Genomic DNA, 26,817 nt, shown 5'->3' with positions numbered 1-26,817 from the left:
ACCTTTTAGGTGAGCAAAATAAGCGTTAAGACAAACACTTAACACGCCACCACTAAGTCATTGTTTTTTAAAAACTTAATTGCGTGCAGCTTTTCGAGGATTTTAACCAACAAGCTCACAACAAGAAAAAGGTGTTATTTACGGTTAAACCACACGAAACGATCAGCAAAAAAGCATGTGTGCAGATAAAACCTGAACAACCTTTAAGAGCACCACAACCCACCCAAAAATTTCCACGTAAACAACTGATATAAAACAATTTAAAATTACGTGCAGCTTTACAAGCTTTTTACCCGAGTCCCACCAAACAAAGCAAAATTAATACGACAGGCCGATAAATAAAAACACCAGCAAAATATTTGCTGGACTCAATCAAAAAAGATCATCGCCAAATCGCTCGCATTTTGAACCAAGTAAGCGCATAGTCGCGCTCCGATCTGCAGGCTAGGAAGGCAGCCAAACTTCACGCCTGCACACTATCCATCACCTTATTAATGAGTAACGCAATGAAAATTGGCATTCTCTCCCAGAACGAAAACCTGTACTCAACCCGCCGCCTGCGCGAAGCCATTGAGCAACGCGGCCATGAAGCTGTAATCATCAACGCTTTGCGTTGTTATATGAATATCAACTCGGTCAAGCCATCGATTCATTTCGAGGGCCAAGATCTGACGGGCTTTGATGCCATTATTCCGCGTATTGGTGCGGATATTACATTTTACGGCTGCTCGGTATTGCGTCAGTTCGAAATGATGGATGTGTTCTCAGTGAACCCGTCCATAGCGATTTCGCGTTCTCGGGACAAGCTGCGTTCACTGCAGTTACTCAGCCGTAAAGGGGTGGGCATGCCTATAACCGGTTTTGCCAGCAAGCCTGATGATGTACCGGATCTGATCAAGATGGTCGGCGGCGCACCGCTGGTGATCAAATTGCTCGAAGGCACCCAAGGCATTGGCGTGGTGTTGGCTGAGACCCAAAAAGCGGCCGAGAGCGTGATCGAAGCCTTCATGGGGTTGAAAGCCAACATCATGGTGCAGGAATTTATCGAGGAAGCGGGCGGTGCCGATATTCGCTGCTTCGTTATTGGTGACAAAGTCATTGCTGCGATGAAACGCCAAGGGGCAGAAGGCGAGTTCCGATCCAACTTGCACCGCGGCGGTAGTGCCTCATTGATCCGTATAACCCCAGAAGAGCGTAAGACTGCGGTTGCAGCGGCGAAAGCGATGGGATTGAGTGTTGCCGGGGTCGATTTACTGCGTTCCAAACGTGGACCTCTGGTCATGGAAGTGAATTCTTCCCCTGGTCTGGAAGGCATTGAAGGTGCAACAGGCAAAGATATTGCTGGAATGATTGTCGAGTACATCGAAAAGCATGCGGGCAAGCGCAGCAGTCGCCGCAACTCTCACCAGTAGCCACACCGCCGTGAAGGCGTAAAATAAACAAAAAACCATAAGCAGCCTAAGGGCTGCTTTTTTCATCCACCAAATCCGTCTTAATAATAGGAGCAACAGCCATGTTATGGCTTGATATCACTCCCTTCACCTGGCCCTCCCTCCTCCAATGTGCCATTTGTGGCACGGTTATCGGGGTAGAACGCCAAGTTCGGGGCAAACCGGTCGGGATCCGCACTTCGACGTTGATTATTATGGGGACCTACTTTTTCATTACCCTCGGCGAAACGCTGTCGAATACCAATGCCGATATTTCCCGGGTCATGGCACAGGTGATCACCGGTATCGGTTTCCTCGGTGCTGGAGTAATGATGACCAGAGACGGCCAAATACATGGTGTTACATCAGCAGCAGTGGTCTGGATGCTGGCTGCGCTTGGGATCACTATCGGCTTGGGTTATGGTCAAACGGCGGTGATCATGACAGGAATCGTGGTAGCCATTCTACTAGGCGTCGACAAGCTGGAAAACAGCCTGCGTATCCTGCGCAAGGGGGTTCATGCCCACTTGAGTGATCGCCGCCAGTTAAAAAAGGTAAGACGACACAGCAGCGAGAAGCAAGCAATCACGGAAGAGTCAAGCACCGAGGCAAAACAGGCGTACAGCGATAATGGTTAAAGCCGGCTTTTTGGTGAGCATTTTATCACCTAATAGCCAGAGCTCCCACCCAGCGCGCAAATCCTTGATTATAAACAATTAAATAGATGTTCAGCTTTTTCGGCTTTTTCCCTGACAAACTCAGTTCTGCTCTTTTAGCCATTTTCCGGCAGACGTTCAGGGAAAGAGCCACCCTCCGTACAGCTTTATCGTGGTATTACAACTAAAAGCAAACCAAACCAAACCATTGCGTTCAACCTTCAAAAATCACACCTAAACCCATGATTTAAAAGTAATTAAATTATGTGCAGCTTTTCATGCTTTTTACCAAGTGTGCTACCACTATCTATTTACTGTTGTTTTCTCCCTATAACTGGCTCACTCGCTCGCTAACCTCCAGACAGTACAGCTTACAAGTCGATATTCAGGAAAAAGCAGACCAAAATAACACCTTGGTCGCAAGGCCGTTCTATGGATCGTAAGTGACTGATAAAAAAGTAAATATTTAGCGTACAGTTTTTTTGGCTTTTTTCCTGTTAAGCCTACCATAGGCCAAGTTGCCTCCAAGCGCTCCTTATTGCTATTTTTCAGGTACAAAAAAACGGAGGCGTAAGCCTCCGTTTATGTGTTTTATCAGCTATCTCAGTGAGATAGGGGTATTACATCATACCGCCCATGCCACCCATGCCACCCATGCCGCCCATATCTGGCATTGCAGGAGCATCAGTTTGTGGTTTATCAGTAACCATCGCTTCGGTTGTGATCATAAGACCAGCAACAGAGGCTGCGAACTGAAGTGCAGAACGCGTTACTTTCGTTGGGTCTAGGATACCCATCTCGATCATATCGCCGTACTCACCCGTTGCGGCGTTGTAACCGTAGTTACCTTCACCTGCACGTACGTTGTTAGCAACAACAGATTCTTCATCACCCGCATTCTTGGTGATTTGACGAATTGGTGATTCCATTGCACGTAGTGCAACACGAATACCGACATTCTGCTCTTCGTTATCGCCTTCAAGGCCAACAACTTTAGACGCAGCGCGGATCAGGGCAACACCACCACCAGCAACCACGCCTTCTTCTACCGCTGCACGTGTTGCGTGTAGGGCATCTTCAACGCGGTCTTTCTTCTCTTTCATTTCAACTTCAGTCGCAGCACCCACTTTGATCACTGCAACACCGCCTGCTAGCTTAGCAACACGCTCTTGTAGTTTCTCTTTGTCGTAGTCTGATGTTGCGTCTTCGATTTGCTGGCGAATCTGGGCCACACGACCCTGGATCATCTCTTCCTCACCCATACCATCGATGATAGTGGTGTTTTCTTTAGTGATCGTAATACGCTTCGCTTGACCTAGGTCTTCTAGCTGAACTTTTTCTAGCTCTAGACCAATCTCTTCAGAAATAACCGTACCCGCAGTTAGCACCGCGATGTCCTGAAGCATAGCTTTACGGCGGTCACCGAAACCAGGCGCTTTAACCGCAGCCACTTTCACGATACCACGCATGTTGTTCACAACTAGCGTTGCCAGTGCTTCACCTTCAACGTCTTCTGCAATAATAAGCAGTGGACGAGATGCCTTAGCAACACCTTCTAGCGCAGGAAGAAGCTCGCGAATGTTCGATACTTTCTTGTCGATAAGCAGGATGAATGGGTTTTCCAGATCAACGCTGCCCGCTTCCTGGTTGTTGATAAAGTAAGGAGACAGGTAACCACGGTCGAACTGCATACCTTCAACAACATCTAGCTCATCATGCAGAGCCTGACCTTCTTCAACCGTAATAACACCATCACGGCCTACTTTTTCCATTGCTTCCGCAATGATATTACCAACAGTTGTGTCAGAGTTAGCAGAGATAGTACCAACCTGAGCAATCGCTTTGGTATCAGCACATGGCACAGAAAGCGCTTTAAGCTCCTCAACAGCAGCGACAACCGCTTTGTCGATACCGCGCTTAAGATCCATTGGGTTCATACCCGCAGCAACGGCTTTCAGACCTTCAGCAATAATTGACTGAGCCAATACTGTTGCTGTTGTGGTACCGTCACCCGCCGCATCGTTTGCTTGAGATGCCACTTCTTTAACCATCTGTGCGCCCATGTTCTGGAATTTATCTTCCAGCTCAATTTCACGCGCAACAGATACACCATCTTTAGTAATAGTTGGTGCACCAAATGATTTATCCAGTACCACGTTACGGCCTTTAGGACCCAGTGTTACTTTTACTGCATCAGCCAGAACGTTAACACCTTCTAGCATTTTAACTCGTGCGTCGTTACCAAACTTAACGTCTTTAGCAGCCATTTCAGTCTTCCTTTCTTAATTCTTGATTCGAGGTGATCGGATTATTCAACGATTGCCATGATGTCGTTTTCAGACATGATCAGGACTTCTTTACCGTCAATCTTTTCAGTCTTGGTGCCGTAGCCTTCTGCAAAGATCACAGTATCACCAACTTTAACGTCCAGTGGCTGTACCGTACCGCTTTCTAGAATGCGGCCTTTGCCTACTGCCAGCACAACGCCGCGAGTAGATTTTTCAGCTGCAGAGCCAGTTAGAACGATGCCGCCAGCAGATTTTGATTCAACTTCTTGGCGCTCAACGATAACTCGGTCATGTAAAGGACGAATGTTCATCGGTCGTCTCTCCTGATTGGTAATTTCCATACTAATAAAAAGATAAAAGGCTCGTAGCCCTTACTTTTTCTGATACATAAACATGTTGGGTCGTTTTTCTAGAACCCAAGCCCCAGAGACGTTTTTTTTACAAAATATCTCAGAGAATTTTTGCCCGATCACACTCTTTGCATTAGGGTAAGCGGGCATTCTTTTCCCGAGACGACCATGGCAGATCATAACAAGCCAGATATAAATAAAGCTGGCACCAGCCGGCCGGATAAGCACGGGCTGCTGTCCGAGCCTATCCCAGATGTCCTCAAGCGCCTGACCGTGCCGATGATCTTCGGCATGGTGGCGATTTTGATGTTTAACCTGGTCGATACGTTTTTTATTTCTCTGCTAGGTACCGAAGCACTGGCGGCGGTCAGCTTTACCTTCCCGATCACCTTTGCCATCAACTGCATCACCATGGGGATCAGTGTTGGGATCTCAACCAGCATCGGCCGCCTGCTTGGCAGTGGAGATACCCGCAGTGCCGCCAGATTAACCACCCATGGCCTATTCCTAGCATTGCTACTGATGGTACTCGCTTCCACATTGGGTATGCTGACCATTGAGCCATTATTTGGCTTAATTGGCGCACGGGCCGATTTACTGCCGATTATCAGCGACTATATGTCAATCTGGTACCTGGCGATCCCGCTGCTGGTGATCCCGATGGCCGGTAACAGTGCCATCCGGGCAACGGGGGATGCCAAAACCCCGGCCAAGATCATGATCCTAGCCGGTGCAATCAATGGTGCTTTAGATCCTCTTTTGATCTTCGGTATCGGTCCGTTTCCGGAACTCGGGGTGAAAGGGGCGGCCATTGCTAGTGGAATAAGTTGGGCTTTTGCTCTGGCAGGCTCGCTATATGTACTTATCAAGCGGGAAAAGCTGGTAGCGCCACCACAACTGGCACGCCTCGTCAGCGATTGGCGACAAATCATGCAAATTGGCACGCCGGCTGGCTTATCCAATGCGCTAAATCCGTTATCAGGGGCATTGCTGATGGCGCTGCTGGCGGTTCAGGGAACTGCGTCTGTCGCCGCTTACGGGGCCGCGATGCGCATCGAGTCCATTCTGATCACCGTCATGATGGCAATGGGTTCTGCATTGATGCCATTCATGGCGCAGAACCTGGGCGCCGATAAACCGCAACGCGCGTTTGCCGCACTATTCACGGCAATGCGCTTTGCCATCCTGTTCCAACTGTTGATCTTCATTATGATGGTGCCACTGAGCTGGCCGTTGTCTTCCCTATTCAGCCAAGATCCTGCAGTACAGTCACAGCTTTGGCATTACTTGGTGGTCGTCCCGGTCAGTTACGGCCTACAGGCGGTTTGTATGTTGCTGATCAGTGCCCTCAATGCCATGCATCGCCCAATGGATGCCTTGGTCTGGAACCTATTTCGGCTATTTGCCTTGCTGCTGCCCATCGCTTGGTTGGGTAGCCAACTGTACGGCACCAAAGGGTTATTTGTTGGGATAGCGACAGCCAATGCCCTCAGCGGGTTGGCCGCCTATCTATATGCGGTCAAGCTACGTCGTCGTTGGCAAGCAGTGCCCATGATCTAGTGCATTCACACGTCGTAACAAATATGAACAGCATTAACAAAAAAGGCAGCCTAAGCTGCCTTTTTTATGTCCGTCGTCTCTATGAACCAATACGCTTAAGGCAATCGAGGCGAATCATCGTCATTTTTTTTGCCGTCTTTACGTTCAAATTCGCCATCGAATACGTCCCCTTCCTGCTCGCGGCCCTTAGCGTTATTACGGAATGGATCACGCTGCTGTTCAAAAGGGTCTTGTTGTTCAAAGCCTTGCGGACCAAAGCCTGCACTAAATCCGGCTCCAGATGACATACCCTGGACCTTCACCCGACTCATCAGTTGTTTGGCCAACCACGCACGCGGGCCTGGTAACAACACAGCCATGCCCATTGCATCCGTCATGAAACCCGGTGTTAGCAACAATACGCCAGAAACAGCAAGCATGACACCTTCTACGATTTGCTGGGCAGGCAATTCCCCTTTCTGCAAGCGGCCTTGCACCGACATCAGGGTGGCAATGCCCTGACTACGCACCAGCGACGCACCGACTACCGCCGTGACCAGCACAAGCCCCATTGTCGGCCATAGGCCAAGGAAACCGCCAACCTGTATAAACAGGGCGATTTCCACAATTGGCACGACAATAAACATAAACAGTAATATCGGAAACACGGTTTTCCCCTTGCTGATAGGCAATAATTGGAGTGTAGCTGTAACACATCAGTGTCACATTACAGAAATCTCTCTGGTATATAACAAATATTGGGAGCAGACAGTCATTTTTCAACTCTTTTCTATAGGGTTTCAATGTAACGATTGATTACAATAATACTGCCGCCATAAATAAACACGATTTTCACATTTTGTCATAAATGGTCATTATTACACATAAGTCACGGGGTAGTTGTTAACAGTCTTTGTGAGCAAGATCTCATTCCTGTGCAAATGTTTTCAGTCCATTTAAAAAAGTGATCTGGGTTATGTTTTTACCCCTAAAGGGGAGTATTATCGGCAGCAGACAATAGGTGTCAGGTACGATCATCTAGCCAAACTCTCTGCGGAATGGATTCTAAAGTTTCAGAATTGGCTCAATATTTGAATTTAATTAGCAGATTCCACTAAGGCTACGTCATGTCTCAGATGATTGATCTAGAAAAAAATGAAGCAATGGTAAACAACGTTGCAACTCGTATCGAAGAAGATCTACTAGGCGAACGCCAAGTTCCAGCCGACGCTTACTGGGGTATCCACACCCTACGTGCAGTAGAAAACTTCAATATCTCTAAAACTACAATCTCTGACGTTCCAGAGTTCGTTCGCGGTATGGTTTTCACCAAGAAAGCTGCTGCGATGGCGAACAAAGAGCTGGGCGTTATCCCATCAGAAGTTGGCGAATACATCGTTAAAGCATGTGATGCGATCCTTGATACAGGTAAGTGCATGGATCAGTTCCCGTCAGATGTTTACCAAGGCGGTGCCGGTACTTCTGTCAACATGAACACCAACGAAGTTATTGCAAACCTTGCTCTTGAGCTTATGGGCAAAGAGAAAGGCGAGTACGACATCGTTAACCCGAACGACCACGTTAACAAGTCTCAGTCGACTAACTGTGCTTACCCTACCGGTTTCCGCGTAGCAGTATACAACAGTGTTATGAGCATGCTGGAAGCGCTAGAGTACCTAAAAGGTGCTTTTGATGCGAAAGACAAAGAATTCGCTACTATTCTGAAAATGGGCCGTACCCAGCTTCAAGACGCTGTACCAATGACTGTTGGCCAGGAATTCCGTGCGTTCGGCGTACTTATCAAAGAAGAAATCAAAAACCTTCAGTACACCGCTCAACTGCTTCTAGAAGTTAACCTAGGTGCAACGGCTATCGGTACTGGCTTGAACGCAGCAACTGGTTACCAGGAACTTGCGGTACAACGCCTAGCTGAAGTAACAGGCCTACCTTGTGTACCCGCTGAAGACCTAATCGAAGCAACCTCTGACTGTGGTGCTTACGTAATGGTTCACGGTGCACTTAAGCGTACCGCCGTTAAGCTGTCTAAGATCTGTAACGACCTGCGCCTTCTATCTTCAGGTCCTCGTGCTGGTCTTAACGAGCTAAACCTTCCAGAAATGCAAGCTGGCTCTTCTATCATGCCAGCGAAAGTAAACCCAGTTATCCCAGAAGTAGTTAACCAGGTTTGCTTCAAAGTTATCGGTAACGATACAACAATCACTTTCGCGGCAGAAGCTGGTCAGCTTCAGCTGAACGTGATGGAGCCAGTGATCGGTCAGGCACTGTTCGAGTCTCTCGACATCCTGAAGAATGCATGTATCAACCTACGTGACAAGTGCATCGACGGTATCACTGTCAACAAAGAAGTATGTGAGTACTTCGTGTTCAACTCTATCGGTATCGTTACTTACCTGAACCCATTCATTGGCCACCACGAAGGTGACATTGTTGGTAAGATTTGTGCTGAAACTGGTAAGAGTGTCCGTGAAGTTGTTCTAGAGCGTGGTCTTCTAACTGAAGAGCAACTAGACGACATCTTCTCGGTACAGAACCTAATGCACCCAGAATACAAGGCTAAGCGTTACAACTAAGTTGTAAACAATAAACAGCCCGGCGGATTTTCAGGATGAGGATCCGCCTTTTTTTGCTACAGATTTCCCCCTTTTATTTTTTTAACTTTAAGACAGGACAATCATATGGTTGGTGTAGAACTATTAGTCGTTCTCGCGTTCATTTTCTTGGGCGCCCGAATTGGTGGTATTGGTATTGGTCTGGCAGGTGGTGCCGGTGTTATTGTGCTTTCTCTAATCTTGGGCATGCCAACAAGCCAAAGCTATATCCCAATTGACGTAATCCTTATTATCATGTCTGTTATCACTGCGATCGCTGCTATGCAGGTTGCCGGTGGTATGGATTGGCTGGTTGAACTAGCCGAAAACTTCCTGCGTAAGAACCCGAAACGTATTACGTTTTACGCGCCTATCGTGACATACCTGATGACTCTAATGGCAGGTACTGGTCACACGGCATTCTCAACGCTTCCAGTTATCGCTGAAGTAGCCAAAGAGCAAGGTATCCGACCTTCACGTCCGCTATCTATCGCTGTTGTTGCTTCTCAAATCGCGATCACCGCATCGCCTATCTCTGCAGCGGTTGTCTTCTTCTCTGGCATTCTTGAACCGCTCGGAGTGGGCTACCTAACCCTACTAGCAATCTGTATTCCAACGACCTTCATTGCATGTATGGTTGGTGCATTCGTTGCGAACTTCCTAGGCTGTGAGCTAAAAGACGATCCTGTTTACCAGGAGCGCCTAGAAAAAGGCCTAATCAAGCTTCAGGGTTCAACTAAGCGTGAGATCCCTGCAACAGCGAAGAAAGCGACCTTTATCTTCCTAGCTGCTATCTTGATCGTTGTTGCTTATGCAGCGGCTATCTCTGGCTCTGTTGGCCTGATTGAGAACCCGGCACTGGGTCGTAACGAAGCTATCATGACCTTCATGCTGGCAGCTGCGGCGGCTATCGTATTCACTACCGGTATTGATGCTGCGAAAATCCCAGCCGCTCCAACATTCCGCTCAGGTATGACTGCGTGTGTGTGTGTACTAGGTGTAGCATGGCTTGGTTCTACGTTCGTTAACGGTCACGTTGACGGCATCAAAGAAATCGCTGGTTCACTACTGAGCGACTACCCATGGATGCTGGCAATGGTATTGTTCTTTGCTTCTATGCTGCTGTACTCACAGGGCGCAACCACTACCGCTCTGATGCCTGCGGCATTGGCTATCGGTGTTGCACCGCTAACAGCAATTGCTTCTTTCGCAGCAGTAAGTGCGCTGTTCGTACTACCAACTTACCCAACGCTACTTGCAGCGGTTGAGATGGATGACACAGGTTCAACCCGTATCGGTAACCTAGTCTTCAACCACCCATTCTTCATTCCAGGTGTGGTAACTATCAGTACTTCTGTAGCCCTTGGCTTCGTAGTCGGTGGCATCATCCTGTAATTCAGGATATTTGCTTCCTATTAAGGTCGCCTTCGGGCGGCCTTTTTTTATGGGGGCTAGATCAGTATGAGGCTTGAGAGTAAGTGAGCACTAACAGATGACAAGTCCTGCATTACTTAATGTAATGCAACTTTTTGGCACACGGAATTATCCCGACATATATAGTCAGGAGAAGTCATTGAAAATATGAGATGCAAAGCTTGGTTCAGGATTTGAACCGAAAAGAAAGGTTACAATAGGTATTTAATGTCTCCGCCCCATCCTAGGGCGAAGACAGAGAACAAATACGGATTCCCGACGTATTTGCTCATTCCGGTGGTGACGTCAATCCCAACATCCCAACCGGATTCATGTCTCTTCTTGCTACAGAGCAGACCAAGACAGGAAAGTCTGCCTTCTAATAATAGTCATTGAGGCGACTTGGTAATAGAGGTAAAAGCGTTATGCAGCGATGCAAAAATGGTATGAAGTTAGATGACCTGCGCACCCTGATTGCGATTGCCCAACATGGAAGTTTCAGAGCAGCCGCCAGAGCATTAGATATTCCACCCACCACCCTTAGCCGGAGGCTGCAGCGGTTGGAAGATACCCTCGGTAGCCAGCTGGTGATCCGGGATAGCCGTAATGTTTCCCTGACTCCGCTAGGTAGGAACTATTTCGAACGTTGTCAGCCATTGCTGACCCAACTGGAAACAGCAACCGCTGAGCTACACGACAGCAGCCACAGCGAACCACGGGGAGCATTGCGAATTTCTGCCCCGGTTGGCCTACTGACTTACCGGTTAATGCCGTTGTTTAATCAGTTTCTAGCGCTATACCCAGAGATCAGCCTGTCGTTGACTCACCTGTCCAACCAGCACCATGACTACAGCCCCGAGCAGTATGACGTGGTCTTTCGTGTTGGCCAGCAGCCTGACTCCAGCTTTGCCGCTGCCAATATCGGTGCATCTCAGCGGGTATTGGTTGCTAGTCCTGACTACCTCACAGGCCATGGCTCGCCCATTCATCCCGACGAAATCAACGAACATGCCCGCCTGGCCAGTGTTCCTGAATTTGAGTGGGCACTAACTAACAAAATGGATAGCCAAGAGACTATCTGGATTAACTCACCGGTAAAAATGGCCATTGCTGATCTCAATAGCATCAAGCAGGCCGCCATCGAAGGATTGGGGATCGCCTGTCTGCCGAATTATGTGGTGGCTGATGCTCTTGCCACCGGTCAGCTCTCGGCCATGATGGACTGCTGGTACTCACCGCCACGACCAATATATATGCTCTACCAACGTTTAGGGTACGTGCCTGCCCATATCCAGATCTTCACTGATTTCATGCGTAATGCGCTCGACAATGGCAACCAAACAATAAAAGCTAAGTGAAACCAAACACTGATTAACTCGGTCTGACAGAGTATAGTTATACCAATTGCACTAAATATTTAATGTAATTGGTATTAGTCAATGGCGCACGGTTTTGCTGCGCCATACTTGCTGTCCTTTCCCTGCCAACCTGTTCTGGCGGGGCAACTCATAGACGAGCCAGATTCATGACATTATTAAAACGCATTCAGTGCGCAGCAGGACAAAGACTTTCCCTGTTCGCCATACTCAGCCTGCTGGTGATCAGCCTTCCCGCCTCCGCTTTGAAGCTACCGGGATTTGATAGCTCTCCCAACAGCTTCGTAGCGGTCGATGAAGCTTTCAGTTTTAACTTCACCCAGCAGGACGATCAGGTCTACCTCGACTGGCAGATCAAGCCCGGCTATTACCTCTACCAACACCAACTCTCGGTCAGTTCGGAATCTGCGACCCTAGGCAAGGTAGACATTCCTGTCGGTAAACCCTACCAAGACGAGTTCTTCGGTCAGGTCAATATCTATACCGAACCACTAACCCTAAGCGTTCCCATACACCAAGCCAGCAACAGCGACATGCTGACAGTACGCTACCAGGGCTGCGCCGAGGCCGGTTTCTGCTACCCACCGGAAATCCGTCAAGTCCCACTCAGTGTGGTTATGGCTGCCGCCAATGCCGCGCCATCTGCGACAGACAGCCAACCACTGCAGCCAATAGAGGATAAAAGCAATGTGAGTGCACACTCACAATCCATACCGGCACCCAATGTTCCTGCCTCTAAACAAGACAAACTGGCGAGTGAGCTGGCCGATCAGTGGTGGACCCCACTGGTCTTCCTCGTGCTGGGGATCGGCCTCGCCTTCACCCCTTGTGTGCTACCGATGTATCCTATCCTGAGCGGTATTGTGCTGGGCAACGGTCAACTCAGCCATGGCCGCGCTTTCCGTCTTGCCTTTATCTATGTACAGGGAATGGCCCTGACCTATACCCTACTCGGTTTAGTCGTCGCTTCCGCCGGGATGCAGTTCCAGGCAGCCCTTCAGCACCCTTATATTCTCATCGGCCTGAGTGTCCTATTTATCGCGTTGGCATTGTCGATGTTCGGGGCCTATACCCTGCAATTGCCAAGTGGCTTCCAGACCTGGCTCAGTGGCCTGAGTAACAAACAACAGGGCGGGAGCAGTGGTGGGGTGTTTGCCATGGGGGCGATATCCGGGCTGGTTTGCTCACCGTGTACCACAGCCCCCTTGTCCGGAGCGCTGATCTATGTCGCCCAAAGCGGTGACTTACTGACCGGTGCCGTAGCACTCTACGCGTTGGCAATCGGAATGGGGATCCCGCTGATTTTAGCGGCTATGTTCGGCAATAAACTGCTACCCAAAGCGGGAAACTGGATGAACCACGTCAAAGCTATGTTCGGCTTCGTCCTGTTGGCCGTGCCGCTGTTCTTGCTTGAGCGCATCTTGCCTGTATATCTGATGCCTTACCTGTGGTCACTGCTCGGTATTGCTGCCTTTGGTTGGCTTTACCATGTCAAAAATACCCTTACGGTGTCATGGCGTAGCAGTACCTTGGCCGTGGTGGCAATTGTCGGACTGTTTATCTCGGTTCAACCACTCTATCCGCTGTTGACCGGCTCCACCGCCCAACACGCTACCGAGCAAGCAATCAGTGTCGAGTTCAAGCGCGTCAGAAGTATCGATGATCTGACTCTAGCTCTAGAGGAAGCCAAGGCACTGCAATTGCCAGTGATGCTGGATTTCTACGCCGACTGGTGCGTGGCCTGCAAGGAGTTCGAAAAATATACCTTCCACGATCCAGCTGTCGCCAAGCAACTCGGCAACTTCGTTCTGTTGCAGGCTGATGTTACCCAAAGTTCACCGGCCGATATCGAGCTCTTACAGTCAATGGACGTACTCGGCCTACCAACTTTGGATTTCTGGGATCGTAGTGGCAACCGGATGGAAGGAGCCCGCCTGACCGGCTTTATGAAAGCCGAGCCATTCCTTGCCCATTTGGCTAACCACCAACTGACCCGCTAAGCATTCTCTGAATGCAGCTCTGCGCGCGACCAAACCTGGTTCGCGCGCTATGCCTCCTTCCTTGCTGGCCTTTTACTTCGCTATTTCTCACTGTTTTGATACTTTTTGATCGCGCTATTACGCAGCAGATCGCACAATAGAAACACACAGGTCTGATCCAGTTCAGATCTTGAGTGTTAACAAATTGATCTAGTATTAAGGCAGTGATAGCGTTATTAAAAACAACAATATGTGATTGCCATGGACGCTCAGTACACAATAGTGATTGCCGATGACCACCCGCTGTTCCGTAATGCACTGTTTCAATCCGTGCATATGGCAATCAGCGGAGCGAATTTGCTTGAAGCCGATTCGCTAGATAGCCTACTCACCCTGCTCGACAAAGAAGACGATGTCGATCTACTCCTGCTCGATCTGAAAATGCCTGGGGCCAACGGCATGTCCGGGTTAATTCAGCTCCGCAGGCAATACCCCGATCTACCGATCGTCGTCATTTCCGCCAGCGAAGAAGACAGCGTGATCCGCCAAGTACGCAGCCACGGGGCGTTTGGTTTTATTCCCAAGTCCAGCGATATGCGGGCGCTGATCAGCTCGCTCAACCAGGTACTTGACGGCGAGCCGGTGTACCCGGAAGGGTTGGGGGAAGGCAGTGATGAGATCACAGAGTTAACCGATAAGATTGCCGCTCTCACCCCCCAGCAATACAAGGTCTTGGGTATGCTGTCAGACGGCCTGCTCAACAAGCAGATTGCCTACGAGCTCAATGTCTCAGAGGCAACTATCAAGGCGCATATGACCGCTATTTTCCGCAAGCTGGAGGTCAAGAACCGTACCCAGGCGGTCATCCTGCTCCAGCAGATGGATATCAACCCGTAATTTTTTATTTTCCCGTTAGACTTTCGGCTAACGTAACATTTTCACAACATCCTCAATTTCCACCCGACTTCACAAAATCGCTGCTAAGCCAGCGATTTTGTCGATTATTCCTCGACTAAAGTTGCACTGTTTCCTTAACCATTCATTGCTATTGTCATTGCGTAACATTTTATTAACGCGATTTATGACAACGTGAAAGGAGATAACAATGGCGTTTGAATCCAAGGAAATGGCGCAAGCCTACTGGAAAGAGAACCTCGCAACGATGGGTTCCTTATTAGCCATCTGGTTTGCGGTGTCTTATGGCGCAGGCATCCTATTTGTAGAAGCACTAAATACGTTTCAGTTAGGTGGCTTTAAGCTAGGGTTTTGGTTCGCTCAACAAGGGTCGATATACACCTTTGTCGCCTTAATCTTTGTTTACGTTGCGCGCATGAATGCGCTCGACAAAAAATATAACGTACAGGAAGACTAGAGGTTTAGAGCATGGAAATTCAAACGTGGACGTTTATTCTCGTCGGTATCACATTCGCACTGTATATCGGCATCGCTATCTGGGCTCGAGCTGGGTCAACCAGTGAATTCTATGTCGCCGGTGGTGGTGTTCACCCGGTCGCCAATGGTATGGCGACAGCCGCAGACTGGATGTCAGCTGCATCATTTATCTCTATGGCAGGTATCATCTCATTCGTGGGTTATGACGGTGCGGTTTACCTGATGGGGTGGACCGGGGGCTATGTATTACTTGCGCTCTGTCTAGCACCTTACCTACGTAAGTTCGGTCAGTTTACCGTGCCTGATTTTATCGGTGAGCGTTACTATTCCAAAACCGCACGTATGGTCGCGGTATTCTGTGCCATCTTCGTCTCATTCACCTATGTTGCCGGTCAGATGCGTGGGGTAGGCGTCGTTTTCTCACGTTTCTTGGAAGTCGATATTAATCTCGGTATCATCATTGGTATGGGTATTGTGTTCTTCTACGCAGTGCTTGGTGGCATGAAAGGCATCACTTATACGCAGGTTGCTCAGTTCTGTGTCCTCATCTTCGCCTTCCTTGTTCCAGCGATCTTCACTTCTATCATGATGACAGGTAACCCGCTGCCACAAATTGGTATGGGTTCGACTATCTCAGGCACTGACGTTTACCTGTTAGATAAATTGGACGGGTTAACCGAAGAGCTCGGGTTTACCGCCTATACCGAAGGTAACAAGAGCATGGTGGATGTCTTCTTCATCTGTGCAGCTCTAATGGTCGGTACTGCGGGCCTGCCACACGTCATCATTCGTTTCTTCACGGTACCAAAAGTACGTGATGCGCGTATCTCCGCCGGTTGGGCACTACTGTTCATCTCATTGCTATACACAACAGCACCAGGCGTTGCAGCATTCGCTCGTGTAAACATGATCGAAACGATTAACGGCCCAGACATGCAAGGTGTCGCAGCAGCTGACGCCCCAAGCTGGTACAAAAACTGGGAAAGCACAGGTCTTGTCGGTTGGGAAGATAAGAATGGTGATGGCAAAATGTTCTACTCGGGCGATGAGCGCAACGAGATGAAGATTAACCGTGACATCATTGTACTGGCGTCTCCTGAGCTTGCAAAACTACCAAACTGGGTGGTAGCACTACTGGCCGCTGGTGGCCTCGCAGCCGCACTATCAACAGCCGCTGGTCTACTATTGGTAATCTCAACGTCGATCTCACATGACTTGTTGAAGAAAGGCTTCAGACCAAACATGACTGACAAGCAGGAGCTATTGGCCGCTCGTCTGGCAGCCATGGTCGCGATTGTTGGTGCTGGTTACTTAGGTATTAACCCACCGGGCTTCGTAGCACAGGTCGTCGCGTTTGCCTTCGGCCTAGCCGCAGCATCCTTCTTCCCAGCGATTATCCTAGGTATTTTCTACAAAAAGATGAACAAGGAAGGCGCGATTGCAGGTATGTTGACAGGTATTGCCTTTACAGCAACTTACATCATCTACTTCAAGTTCATTAACCCAGCAGCAAGCACACCTGAAAACTGGTGGTTTGGTATCAGCCCAGAAGGCATAGGTACACTCGGTATGTGTCTAAACTTCGTGGTATCGATTGTCGTAAACAAGTTCACGGCTGAAGTACCAAAAGATGTACAAGACATGGTTGAATCCATCCGTTATCCGAAAGGTGCGGGTGAAGCCCACGACCACTAACAGAGCCTCATCACTAAACTAAGAAACGGAGCCTATCAGGCTCCGTTTCTATTGGGCTAACCGCCCTTTACTCTAGGATCTCATTTACTCAGCTGCTCGCGATCACCTTCTGATGCTGGTTGAGCAACGCCCTCAGCTTAAGTGGCTTGACCGGCTTGCTGATAAAACTGAAGCCATGCCCTTCAATCATCTTCTTGGTCTCTTCCGTTCTGTCGGCACTGATCACCGCACCACGAAAGCACTTGCCGAGTTTCAGGGTGCATTGTTGCAACACCTGCAACCCAGTTTCACCATTGGTAAGGTGGTAATCACTCAAGATAAAATCAGGCTGCCAGCCATCGTCGAGCTGCTTCATCGCTGCGGTGACCGTTTCAGCTAACCGAGTTTCACACCCCCAGCGAGTCAGCAAGGTCTCCATTCCCAGCAAGATATCGGGCTCGTTATCGACACACAGCACTTTCAGATTAGCCAGTGGAGCTGGCGGCTTGTCAGCAGACGCCGGTTTCTCAGCCGTCTCCAGTAAAATGCCCCGCCGCACTCCAAAGGCAAATACCGTACCTTTGCCCGGCCAGGAGCGTAGTGACAGGGAATGATCCAGTACTCTACTGATCCCCCGTGCAATCGCCAGTCCCAAACCGAGACCATGATCGACACCGCTGCGTTCAATACGAGTGAACTCGTCGAAAATATGGGCCTGCTTCTCCTCGGGGATCCCGGGGCCGTTATCCCACACCTCAATCTGTAACTCACTGCCACGACGACGCACACCCAGTACCACCTTGCCCTGTGGGTTGTAGCGAAAGGCATTGGTCAGGAAGTTTTGTAATGCCCGGCGCAACAATTTGGGATCAGACTTTATCACCGCTTGGCAAGGTACCACTTCAAAGGTAATACCCTGCTGTCGGGCCAAGGCACCGAACTCGGCACCTAAGGTATCGAGTACCTCGCTGATCCGGAATGCATGGACATTGATCTGCAGCTTGCCAGATTCAAGCCGTGATACATCCAATAAATCACCGATCAAATCTTCCGCTGCCCCCAACGCACTTTCTATATGACGGGCCAATTTGGCGGTTTCGGCCTCTTTGGCCTCTTTGGCCACTTCTGCCAGCGATGACGAAAACAGCCGCGCAGCATTGAGCGGCTGCATCAAGTCATGGCTGACAGCCGCCAAGAAACGCCCTTTTGAATGAGCCTGTAATTCGGCTTGCTGGGTGGCAGTGACCAACTGGCGGTTGAGGCGCTCCAGCTCGCTGGTCCGTTGCCGGACCCGCTCTTCCAAGGTTTCATTCGCTTCTTTCAGTGCCTGTTCGGCATTACGAAATTCGGTGATATCGGTAAAACTCATCACAAACCCACCGCCAGGCATCGGGTTGCCCTGCACTTCTATCACCTGGCCGTCAGGACGGATCCGCGAGGAGGTATGTGCCGTCCCCCGCTGTAGATGCTCAACTCGCTTGGCGACATGACTCTCAGGATCACCCGGGCCACATAGCCCCAGCTCGGCGTTATGACGGATCACATCGGCAATCGGCCTGCCGACCTGGATCAGGCCGGGCGGAAAGATGAACATTTCGGTGTAGCGCTGGTTCCAGGCCACCAGCCGCAATTGTTTATCGACCACCGCAATGCCCTGACTGATATGCTCGATCGCTCCCTGCAACAAGCCGCGGCTGAAATCAAACAACTCCGACGCCTCATCGACAATCGTGGCCACTTCTTCCAGCTGCATCTTGCGTCCTTGCAAGGCTGACGTCAGTACCAGACGAGCAGAAGACGCCCCGAATACCCCGGCTAGCACCCGCTCGGTATGACGGATCAGCGTAGAGGGAGCCTGTTGCTGAGGTAGTAGGGATTCATGCCGCTGCTCGCCAAACTGACGGAAAGCATGGCGGATCCGCTTGCGGCCAACAAACCGTGCCGCCAGCATTTCCAGCTCGGCCACTGTCACCCTCGTCTGATACAAACTGCTATCTCCACTTTCCGGTAACGGGGCACCAACAAATGACGCAGCCTGAAGGCGCTCTGTTAGGGTGGAACGTGTCAGTAAGGACACACTGGCATAAAGACCAATGTTGACCAATAAACTCAGTAACATCCCCCAGTCGACACTGGATAGCTTGCTAAGCAGCGGCCAGTTAGGCGGGGTAAGCAACCACAGCAACACATTGGTCTGAGCCGTACCTGCCAGCATATTGGTTTGTCCCATCATGGTGACACCCCACACCGCGATCCCGCCCAGCAAACCAGCATAGACACCATTGCGGTTGCCTTCCCGCCAGTAGATCCCGCCTAATAAGGCGGGGGCAAACTGGGCAATTGCCGCGAATGACAACAAGCCGATCGCAGAGAGCGATGGGATTTCACCAAGTGCTTGATAGAACCCCCACGATGCCAGCAACAGAAGTAAAATCAAACCACGGCGTATATTCAGCAACATCCCCGAAAAAGCATGATAGTTACGACCTGAAATACGCAAACGCCGCAGCAACATCGGTAACACCAAATCATTAGAGACCATGATGGCCAGCGCAATGGTCGACACAATCACCATCCCGCTTGCCGCCGAGGTACCGCCAAGGAAAGCCAACAGAGCAATACCTTCCGCACCATGCAAAAGCGGCAAATTAATCACGTAGGTATCGGCGGTAATATGGGGAAGCCACACCTGACCGGCCAGCGCCAGCGGGATAACAAATATCCCCATCAACACCAGATAGCCCGGGAACACCCAGCGGGCCCGATGCAGATCTTGCGCCCGTTCATTTTCAACCACCGTAGTATGGAATTGGCGCGGCAGACAGATGATCGCCGCCATGGTAAACAGGGTATGGATCAGCAGGCTGCCAATATGTGGAGTGGCGGGTTGGAGCAATTCGCGACTGGCCGCTTGCAAGTCAGGAACATCGAACAGCATGGCCACAGCGAACACACCAACCACCAAAAACGCCACCAGCTTGATGATCGACTCGAATGCCACTGCCATCATCATACCGCGATGATGCTCAGTACTGTCGATATGGCGGGTACCGAACAACACGGTAAAGATAGCCAGCGCCAACGTCACTACCCAGGCGGTATCGGTGGAACTCTTCCCGCCGAGACTCGCCATATCTTGGCCCAACCCCGGCGCGACCAGCTCCAGCCCCATGGTGATCCCACGTAGTTGAAGGGCGATATACGGCAAAATCCCGACCACAGCAATCAAGGTAACCAATACCGCTAGTCCCTGTGATTTGCCATAACGGGCAGCAATAAAGTCAGCAATAGAAGTGATGTGTTCGCGTTTAGCGATCAAAATCAGTCTGGCCAGTACCCGCCAGCAAAACGTAAACACCAAGATCGGGGCAATATAGATAGGAAGAAAGGACCAGATATTCTGGCTGGCTTGACCCACAGTGCCGTAGAAGGTCCAAGAGGTGCAGTACACGGCAATCGACAGGCAATATATCCATGGCCGCCAGCGTGCCATCCACTGTTTTTTTCGGTCTCCATACCAGGCTATCCAGAATAACAGCCCTAGGTAGGCCAATGTGACCGGCACGACAATCCATCCCTGTGCCATGTGTTATCTCCAACTGACTGATTATACCCAAATGATTTGAATATATTGTGAGCACCAGTGTAACCAAACCACTGGCACTCACCAATCAGCAGGATCACAGTTCTTCGCTGTAGCGTGCTACAACCAAGACCGTGGTCATGTTATTTGTTATCAGCTACCTCTTCCTGTTGAGCAAACTGACGGCGGGCCTTTGGCTCAACCTTCATCAGCAGCGCCGGGATCCCCATCGCCGCCATCAACCAAAATATATTGGCGCCCCACAGACCATACAGCCAACCGCTCAAGGCGGTCATAAGAGCCATGAAAGCCCCCATTGGCAAGGCATTATAAAGTGCCTGCAAAGCGACCATCTGGTTGCTCTGGGCCTTTTGGATATAACGGATGGTCGCTAGGTGGCAAGCCGCGAACGTCACACCATGCAAGGCTTGGGAAGCAACCAGCAAAGGTAGCTCGGTCATGCTGGCGGTGATCCCCCAGCGGATCATGACACCGACCGCAGCCAGACGGAACATCCCCATCACTGACCACCCAGCAAACAGGCGCTTACTCAGGGCGAACACCGCCACTTCCGCCACCACCGAGAAGCTCCACAGGTAACCAATCACATCTTCGCTGTAGCCGACGTCCTTCCAGTAAATCGCACTGAAACTGTAATAAGCTGCATGGCTCCCCTGTAGCAGGGCGATAATAGTCAAAAAGCGGACCACTTCCGAATCGCGCATTAACTGCATAAGCGCTGGGCGAGGCTGATCATAGCTGCCCGGCTCGGATACCGGCAAAATGGTTGGCTGACGCATCGCCAGCAACAGTGCACCGACCAAACCAGCCGCCGCCACCCAGGGGATCACATCCGGGCTATATCTGGCCGCCAGCAAACCCACCACCGTCGAACCGGCAATAAAAGCAATCGAGCCCCACAGGCGAGTTCGACCATAATCGAGAAGCCCTTCCTTGGCATAGTGGTTAGCCACCGCATCGGACAACGGCACAATCGGCCCAACCATCATATTATAAATTACCGTCATGATAGTTAGTGCCCACAAACTTCCACCGCAATAGATATAGGCGATACAGCTAATCAACGCCGCTAAAGCGAAACCACGCAGGGCTGGGATGAGATGCTCAACTTTGTGAATGCGGGGGGTGATAAACAAATTGGCCAGACAACGGACACCAAAACCTAAGCCCAGCAACAAGCCGATATTGGAAGCACTGACACCCAAATGCGCTAACCACAACGCCCAGAACGGAAGATAAACACCATAATTAAAGAAAAAACCCAGCAGGTACTGCGAGGTCCAACCGTAAGGGCTACTACGAAACATGCCTTGTCCTATCGTACTGAAAAAACCAGGCGCTATTATGCCCCCAATGGAACATAGCCCCAATGAAATTATCGGCCCTTTTTCCTTCCCCTATTTCCCATCCCATCCGACCAACATTCCCTCCCCCCTTAAGCAGAGTCACGGATCAACGATTGTAGACTAAAGTCGTCTGGAGCTTTTGCGCCATCAGGCAGACACTGCATACAGTGCCAATCGATCCGGAGAGCCGCTATGTCCAACAGCTTTGATACCTCCCTTCCCCCCTTTGACCGCCTCAGTGGCGAGCAACAGCGACGTTTGGTCGACTCTCTGGATGTCGCCTATTACCGCCATGGGGATGTCCTGATCGAAGCCGGCAAGTCTTGCGAGCAACTGCACATCATTATCAAAGGCAGTGTCGAGGAAAGTGCCGCCAATAGCAGTGAGATCTATGCCTATTACACCAGCGACGATCTGTTCGATGTCAGATCACAGCTCGAACCTACCTGCCGGCACTGCTACACCGCGCTGGAAGACACCCTGTGCTACCTGGTTCCCAAGCCGCTTTTTCTTGACCTCTACCATAGCAATAGCCAGTTTGCGGCTTACTTCGACTCCAGCCTGGCTCGCCGTCAGCAGTTGTTGGAAGAAGCCCAGCGCCAGCAGAACCTCGCAGAGTTCATTCTCACCCGGGTCGATGACAGCAATATCCAACCCTGCCAAATCCTGCCCCGGAGCTGTGATTTGCACGCGGCTACCGTGAAATTGCAGCAGCAAGGCATGGATGCGGCCTTGGTCGAGGCCAGTGACAACCAGCCCTATGGCATTATTACCCGTACCAACCTGCTCCATGCGGTGATGCTCGATAACCTGCCCGCTTCAACGCCAGTCGGCGAGGTCGCCACCAGTCCGGTGATCAGCGTCAGCAAGGGGGACTACCTGTTCAATGCCATGTTGTCGATGACCCGTCACAAGGTCAAACGGGTGTCGGTCACCGACGGTACGCAGCTAGTCGGAATGCTGGATCTTACCCAAGTGCTGAGCCTATTCTCCACCCATTCCCATGTGCTGACCCTGCGTATTGCCCGCGCCACCACGGTTGAAGAATTATCACTGGCCGCCAGCAGCCAATCCCGGCTAGTGGCGACGCTGTTCAACAACGGTATCCACACCCGCTTCGTGATGGAACTCATCGCAGCAGTCAATGAACAAATTATCGAGAAAGCCTTCCGCTTGATTGTCCCCCAAGCGATGCAGAACCACTGCTGCTTCGTGGTGATGGGATCGGAGGGCCGCGGCGAACAAATTCTCAAGACCGATCAGGACAACGCCCTGATCATTGAAGACGGTGTCGACTGGCCGGGACTGAGCGAGACCATGGAAGCCCTAACTCACACCCTGCACCAGCTGGGTTATCCACTGTGCCCGGGTAAAGTTATGGTTAATAACCCTAAATGGGTCAAGCACCAAAGTGAGTGGTTACATACCCTGAAAGACTTCGCTCGCAAGGGGACAGAAAATGAAATGATGGATCTGGCGATCCTCACCGACAGTCATGCGGTAGCAGGAAACCCCGAACTGCTCGCCCCTATCAAACAACAGCTCCACCAACAAATGGCCGAGCAGGAATTATTATTAACTACCTTTACCCGGCCAGCCCTGCGCTTTAGCGTTCCCTTGTCATTGTTCGGAAAATTGAAAGCTGGCAAGGACGGTCTTGATATCAAGCGCGGAGGAGTATTCCCCATCGTTCATGGTGTACGGGCACTGGCTCTGGAACACGGGATCGAGGACAACAACACCTTTACCCGCCTAGAACAATTGGCCCTGCGCAAAGTACTGGAATCCGATACCGCGTCCAACCTCAGCGAAGCGCTGAAACTGTTCATTAAATTGCGGCTGCGCCAACAGTTGGATCTCCCGGCCGGCGGTTTGCAGCAACACCTCAATGTCGAACGGCTCAGCCGCACCGACCGCGATCTGCTGCGCCACAGTTTACACGTGGTGAAAAAATTCAAGGAATGGCTCGGGTATCACTACCAGATCCGTGATTAAGGCCAGCCAAGGAGCAACCCGATGATCAATACCCTAAAACGCTGGTGGTACCGCCATAAATTCAGGGACAGCGAGTTTCACGACTTGTTCTCCCGCTACCGAGGTACGGAGCTAGTATCGCTCGACTGCGAGACCACCAGTCTAGATCCGCACAGTGCCGAGCTGGTCACCATTGCCGCTACCCGTATCCAGGACAACCGCATCCTGACCAGCCAATCGATCCACCTGACATTGCGCGCACCAGCCAGTCTCGATGCCGGCTCGGTCGCTATCCACCGTATCCGTCACCAAGATCTCAACCAAGGGTTGGAGGAAATTCAGGCGCTGGAAAAACTACTGGCCTTCATCGGTAACCGACCATTGGTCGGTTACCACATCCGCTATGACAAAACGATCCTCGATCGTTATTTTCGTCGCCACTACGGCTTTCCGCTGCCGAACCAAACTGTTGAGGTCAGCCATCTCTACCACGAGCAGCTTGAACGCCAGCTGCCCAATGCCTATTTCGATCTCAGCCTCGAAGCGATCAGCCGCCACCTCGATCTTCCAGTACCACCGCGCCATGATGCCCTGCAAGATGCCATTGCCGCAGCGATGATCTACGTTCGGCTAAAGCATGGCGATCTGCCTCACCCGGTTGCTCGCTAGATACCAAAAAAAACAGAAGAAAATAGATTATTCAAAACCTTACACCCTTTCACGATTGCGTTTTATTAACGATAAAGCGCAAATTTTTGACTGTAACAGCACTGCAAAACCGGCTATTTGCCCGCATATCCCCCACTCTCATCCTAAAGTCTAATTGAGACCAGCTGCGATCTGTCGGAAGTTAGTACTACGCAAGCAAAATAAACCTGCATACAGAATAGTCCGGTCCAGTAAGGACAAAAACGGAACATCAAGGAGAATAGGATGAGCGAAGTTCACGTGTATCCAGTAAATCAGGACATTGCCGCTAACGCACACATTACTGATGAGCAATACCGCGAGATGTATCAGCAATCAGTCATTAATCCTGAGGGATTCTGGCGTGAGCACGGCCAGATTGTCGATTGGATCACCCCTTTTTCCAAAGTAAAGAGCACATCTTTCGATACTGGCCATGTCAGCATTAACTGGTTTGAAGACGGTGAACTTAATGTCTCAGCAAACTGCCTTGACCGTCACCTTGCAACACGAGGCGATCAACCTGCGATTATTTGGGAAGGCGACGACCCAACTGACGATGCCACACTGACCTACAACGAGCTTCATGAAGAGGTCTGTAAATTTGCCAATGCACTAAAGAGCCAAGGGATACGTAAAGGTGATGTTGTTTGCCTGTACATGCCAATGGTTGCTGAAGCTGCAGTCGCCATGCTGGCCTGTACCCGCATCGGTGCCGTTCACACCATCGTCTTCGGTGGCTTCTCTCCGGAGGCACTGGCAGGTCGTATTATTGACTCTAACGCCAAAGTGGTTGTCACCGCGGACGAAGGCGTGCGTGCTGGTCGCTCAGTACCTTTGAAAAAGAACGTGGATGATGCCCTTGCAAACCCTGCCGTCACCTGCGTTGAAAAGGTTCTGGTACTAAAACGTACCGGTGGCAATGTTGAATGGGACAGTGAACGTGATGTCTGGTGGCACGATGCGACCGCTGTTGCTTCAAGCCGTTGTGAACCAGAAGCGATGAATGCAGAAGATCCTCTGTTTATCCTCTATACCTCAGGCTCAACAGGAAAACCTAAAGGTGTGCTGCATACTACAGGTGGTTATTTAGTCTATGCGACCATGACATTCAAACATGTTTTTGACTACCAAGAAGGTGAGGTGTACTGGTGTACCGCCGATGTTGGCTGGATCACAGGCCACAGCTACTTAGTTTATGGACCACTAGCAAACGGTGCCACTACCCTGTTATTTGAAGGTGTACCAAATTACCCATCAACCAGCCGCATGAGCGAAGTAGTTGATAAGCACCAAGTTAACATCCTTTACACCGCGCCAACCGCCATCCGCGCTTTAATGGCGAAAGGTGATGAGGCAGTAGCTGGTACAAGCCGTAGCTCATTGCGCGTCATGGGCTCAGTCGGTGAGCCAATTAACCCAGAAGCATGGGAATGGTATCACCGCACCATTGGCGACAGCCGCTGTCCAATCGTGGATACTTGGTGGCAAACAGAAACTGGCGGTATTTTAATCACCCCACTTCCTGGCGCGACAGCCTTGAAACCCGGCTCTGCCACTCGTCCATTCTTTGGCGTACAACCAGCTATCGTTGATAACATGGGGAATATTCTAGACGGCGCAACAGAAGGCAACTTGGTGATGGTCGACTCCTGGCCGGGGCAGATGCGTACCCTATGGGGCGATCACGAGCGCTTCGAGCAAACTTATTTCTCCACCTTCAAAGGCATGTACTTTACCGGTGACGGCGCCCGCCGCGATGAAGATGGCTATTACTGGATCACTGGCCGTGTCGATGACGTACTGAACATTTCCGGCCACCGTATGGGGACAGCCGAGATTGAATCCGCTCTCGTCGCATTCGATAAAATTGCTGAAGCCGCTATCGTAGGTGTACCTCACGATATTAAAGGTCAGGCTATCTATGCGTATATCACGCTCAATGACGGCGAGATCCCAAGTGCCGAACTGCACAAAGAAGTAAAAAATTGGGTACGTAAAGAAATCGGCCCGATTGCGACACCAGACTTCTTGCACTGGACAGAGGCTCTACCGAAAACCCGCTCAGGCAAAATCATGCGCCGTATCCTACGTAAGATAGCCACCGGTGATACTGCAACACTGGGTGATACCTCAACCCTCGCCGATCCAAGTGTGGTTGAGAAGCTGATCGCAGAAAAACAAAAAGTACTATAAGCCCTCATGGGTCGATAACAAGCCGCCAAGCCTTGCTTGCGCGGCTTTTTTGATCCAATGCTAAAAGTTACAATTTCACCGCCACAGACTATTGTCTCTAGCTGGCAGGTCACGCATAGTGCTAGCTAGCAAATCTTCCATTCTCAACTCCCGATCGCCAAACAGCGCACACGTGTACCAAGAAAGTGTGGTGATTAGACCAGTATTTTGCTGCGATTTGCTGCGAATTCTCTATAATTGCACATCAAGCATGTTTTGGCAGACAACAACGGAACACAGGGAAGCAACTTTTTAGCTTTTTTCA

18 protein-coding genes are annotated in these 26,817 nt (G+C 50.5%); 13 read left to right on the top strand and 5 right to left on the bottom strand.

The window, feature by feature from the left end:
- Nucleotides 1-506: 506 nt before the first annotated feature.
- Nucleotides 507-1,412: a 30S ribosomal protein S6--L-glutamate ligase gene (rimK, locus tag ACVA58_RS24200; RefSeq protein ID WP_446512838.1), complete on the top strand. Its 906-nt coding sequence runs from the start codon at nt 507-509 to the stop codon at nt 1,410-1,412.
- A 101-nt stretch (nt 1,413-1,513) separates the two neighbouring features.
- A complete protein-coding gene (locus ACVA58_RS24195) occupies nt 1,514-2,068 on the top strand; it encodes an MgtC/SapB family protein (protein ID WP_446512837.1) in 555 nt (184 codons plus the stop codon).
- A gap of 638 nt (nt 2,069-2,706) precedes the next feature.
- Here ACVA58_RS24195 and groL read toward each other — a convergent pair.
- Entirely contained in the window at nt 2,707-4,353 is a 1,647-nt protein-coding gene (gene groL / locus ACVA58_RS24190; RefSeq protein ID WP_446512836.1) for a chaperonin GroEL, read from the bottom strand.
- Between the two features lie 41 nt (nt 4,354-4,394).
- A complete protein-coding gene (locus tag ACVA58_RS24185) occupies nt 4,395-4,685 on the bottom strand; it encodes a co-chaperone GroES (RefSeq protein ID WP_446512835.1) in 291 nt (96 codons plus the stop codon).
- A gap of 207 nt (nt 4,686-4,892) precedes the next feature.
- On the opposite strand from ACVA58_RS24185, the gene ACVA58_RS24180 reads away from it, so the two are divergent.
- Nucleotides 4,893-6,284 carry an MATE family efflux transporter gene (locus ACVA58_RS24180; protein WP_446512834.1) on the top strand — a complete coding sequence of 464 codons (1,392 nt, stop codon included), beginning with the start codon at nt 4,893-4,895 and terminating at the stop codon, nt 6,282-6,284.
- A 95-nt stretch (nt 6,285-6,379) separates the two neighbouring features.
- Here the strand turns inward: ACVA58_RS24180 and ACVA58_RS24175 are convergent, their stop codons facing one another.
- Nucleotides 6,380-6,931, bottom strand: a complete 552-nt coding sequence (locus ACVA58_RS24175; protein WP_446512833.1) for an FxsA family protein — start codon at nt 6,929-6,931, stop codon at nt 6,380-6,382.
- 459 nt (nt 6,932-7,390) lie between these two features.
- Here ACVA58_RS24175 and aspA point away from each other — a divergent pair, with 459 nt between their 5' ends.
- The 7 genes from aspA to ACVA58_RS24140 all read left to right on the top strand — a co-directional run bounded on the left by aspA (nt 7,391) and on the right by ACVA58_RS24140 (nt 16,727).
- Nucleotides 7,391-8,854, top strand: coding sequence for an aspartate ammonia-lyase (gene aspA, locus ACVA58_RS24170; RefSeq protein ID WP_446512832.1), 1,464 nt, complete (start codon nt 7,391-7,393; stop codon nt 8,852-8,854).
- Nucleotides 8,855-8,959: 105 nt separating this feature from the next.
- Entirely contained in the window at nt 8,960-10,267 is a 1,308-nt protein-coding gene (locus ACVA58_RS24165) for an anaerobic C4-dicarboxylate transporter (protein ID WP_446512831.1), read from the top strand.
- Nucleotides 10,268-10,710: 443 nt separating this feature from the next.
- Nucleotides 10,711-11,643, top strand: coding sequence for a LysR family transcriptional regulator (locus ACVA58_RS24160; protein WP_446512830.1), 933 nt, complete (start codon nt 10,711-10,713; stop codon nt 11,641-11,643).
- Nucleotides 11,644-11,810: 167 nt separating this feature from the next.
- Nucleotides 11,811-13,661: a protein-disulfide reductase DsbD gene (locus tag ACVA58_RS24155; protein ID WP_446512829.1), complete on the top strand. Its 1,851-nt coding sequence runs from the start codon at nt 11,811-11,813 to the stop codon at nt 13,659-13,661.
- 240 nt (nt 13,662-13,901) lie between these two features.
- Nucleotides 13,902-14,537, top strand: a complete 636-nt coding sequence (locus tag ACVA58_RS24150) for a response regulator transcription factor (RefSeq protein ID WP_446512828.1) — start codon at nt 13,902-13,904, stop codon at nt 14,535-14,537.
- A gap of 208 nt (nt 14,538-14,745) precedes the next feature.
- A complete protein-coding gene (locus ACVA58_RS24145) occupies nt 14,746-15,012 on the top strand; it encodes a DUF4212 domain-containing protein (protein WP_428655628.1) in 267 nt (88 codons plus the stop codon).
- 11 nt (nt 15,013-15,023) lie between these two features.
- Complete coding sequence (locus ACVA58_RS24140; protein ID WP_446512827.1) at nt 15,024-16,727, top strand: sodium:solute symporter family protein; 1,704 nt, start codon at nt 15,024-15,026, stop codon at nt 16,725-16,727.
- A gap of 88 nt (nt 16,728-16,815) precedes the next feature.
- On the opposite strand, the gene ACVA58_RS24135 is transcribed toward ACVA58_RS24140, so the two are convergent.
- Nucleotides 16,816-20,292 (bottom strand): PAS domain-containing hybrid sensor histidine kinase/response regulator, encoded by a 3,477-nt coding sequence (locus tag ACVA58_RS24135; RefSeq protein ID WP_446512826.1) that lies wholly within the window; start codon nt 20,290-20,292, stop codon nt 16,816-16,818.
- Between the two features lie 140 nt (nt 20,293-20,432).
- Entirely contained in the window at nt 20,433-21,617 is a 1,185-nt protein-coding gene (locus ACVA58_RS24130) for a 3-phenylpropionate MFS transporter (RefSeq protein WP_446512825.1), read from the bottom strand.
- 231 nt (nt 21,618-21,848) lie between these two features.
- Between ACVA58_RS24130 and ACVA58_RS24125 the strand changes: the two genes are divergently transcribed.
- The 3 genes from ACVA58_RS24125 (at nt 21,849) to acs (ending at nt 26,513) form a co-directional block, all read left to right on the top strand.
- Nucleotides 21,849-23,651, top strand: a complete 1,803-nt coding sequence (locus tag ACVA58_RS24125; protein ID WP_446512824.1) for a DUF294 nucleotidyltransferase-like domain-containing protein — start codon at nt 21,849-21,851, stop codon at nt 23,649-23,651.
- A gap of 24 nt (nt 23,652-23,675) precedes the next feature.
- On the top strand, nt 23,676-24,299 hold the full coding sequence (locus ACVA58_RS24120; protein ID WP_446512849.1) for a 3'-5' exonuclease: 624 nt from the start codon (nt 23,676-23,678) through the stop codon (nt 24,297-24,299).
- Nucleotides 24,300-24,563: 264 nt separating this feature from the next.
- Nucleotides 24,564-26,513 (top strand): acetate--CoA ligase, encoded by a 1,950-nt coding sequence (gene acs / locus ACVA58_RS24115; RefSeq protein ID WP_446512823.1) that lies wholly within the window; start codon nt 24,564-24,566, stop codon nt 26,511-26,513.
- Nucleotides 26,514-26,817 lie beyond the last annotated feature (304 nt).

Source organism: Photobacterium sp. DNB22_13_2, assembly GCF_052873915.1.
The sequence above is the reverse complement of the archived record's forward strand: the minus strand, read 5'-3'. Positions and strand labels throughout refer to the sequence as shown.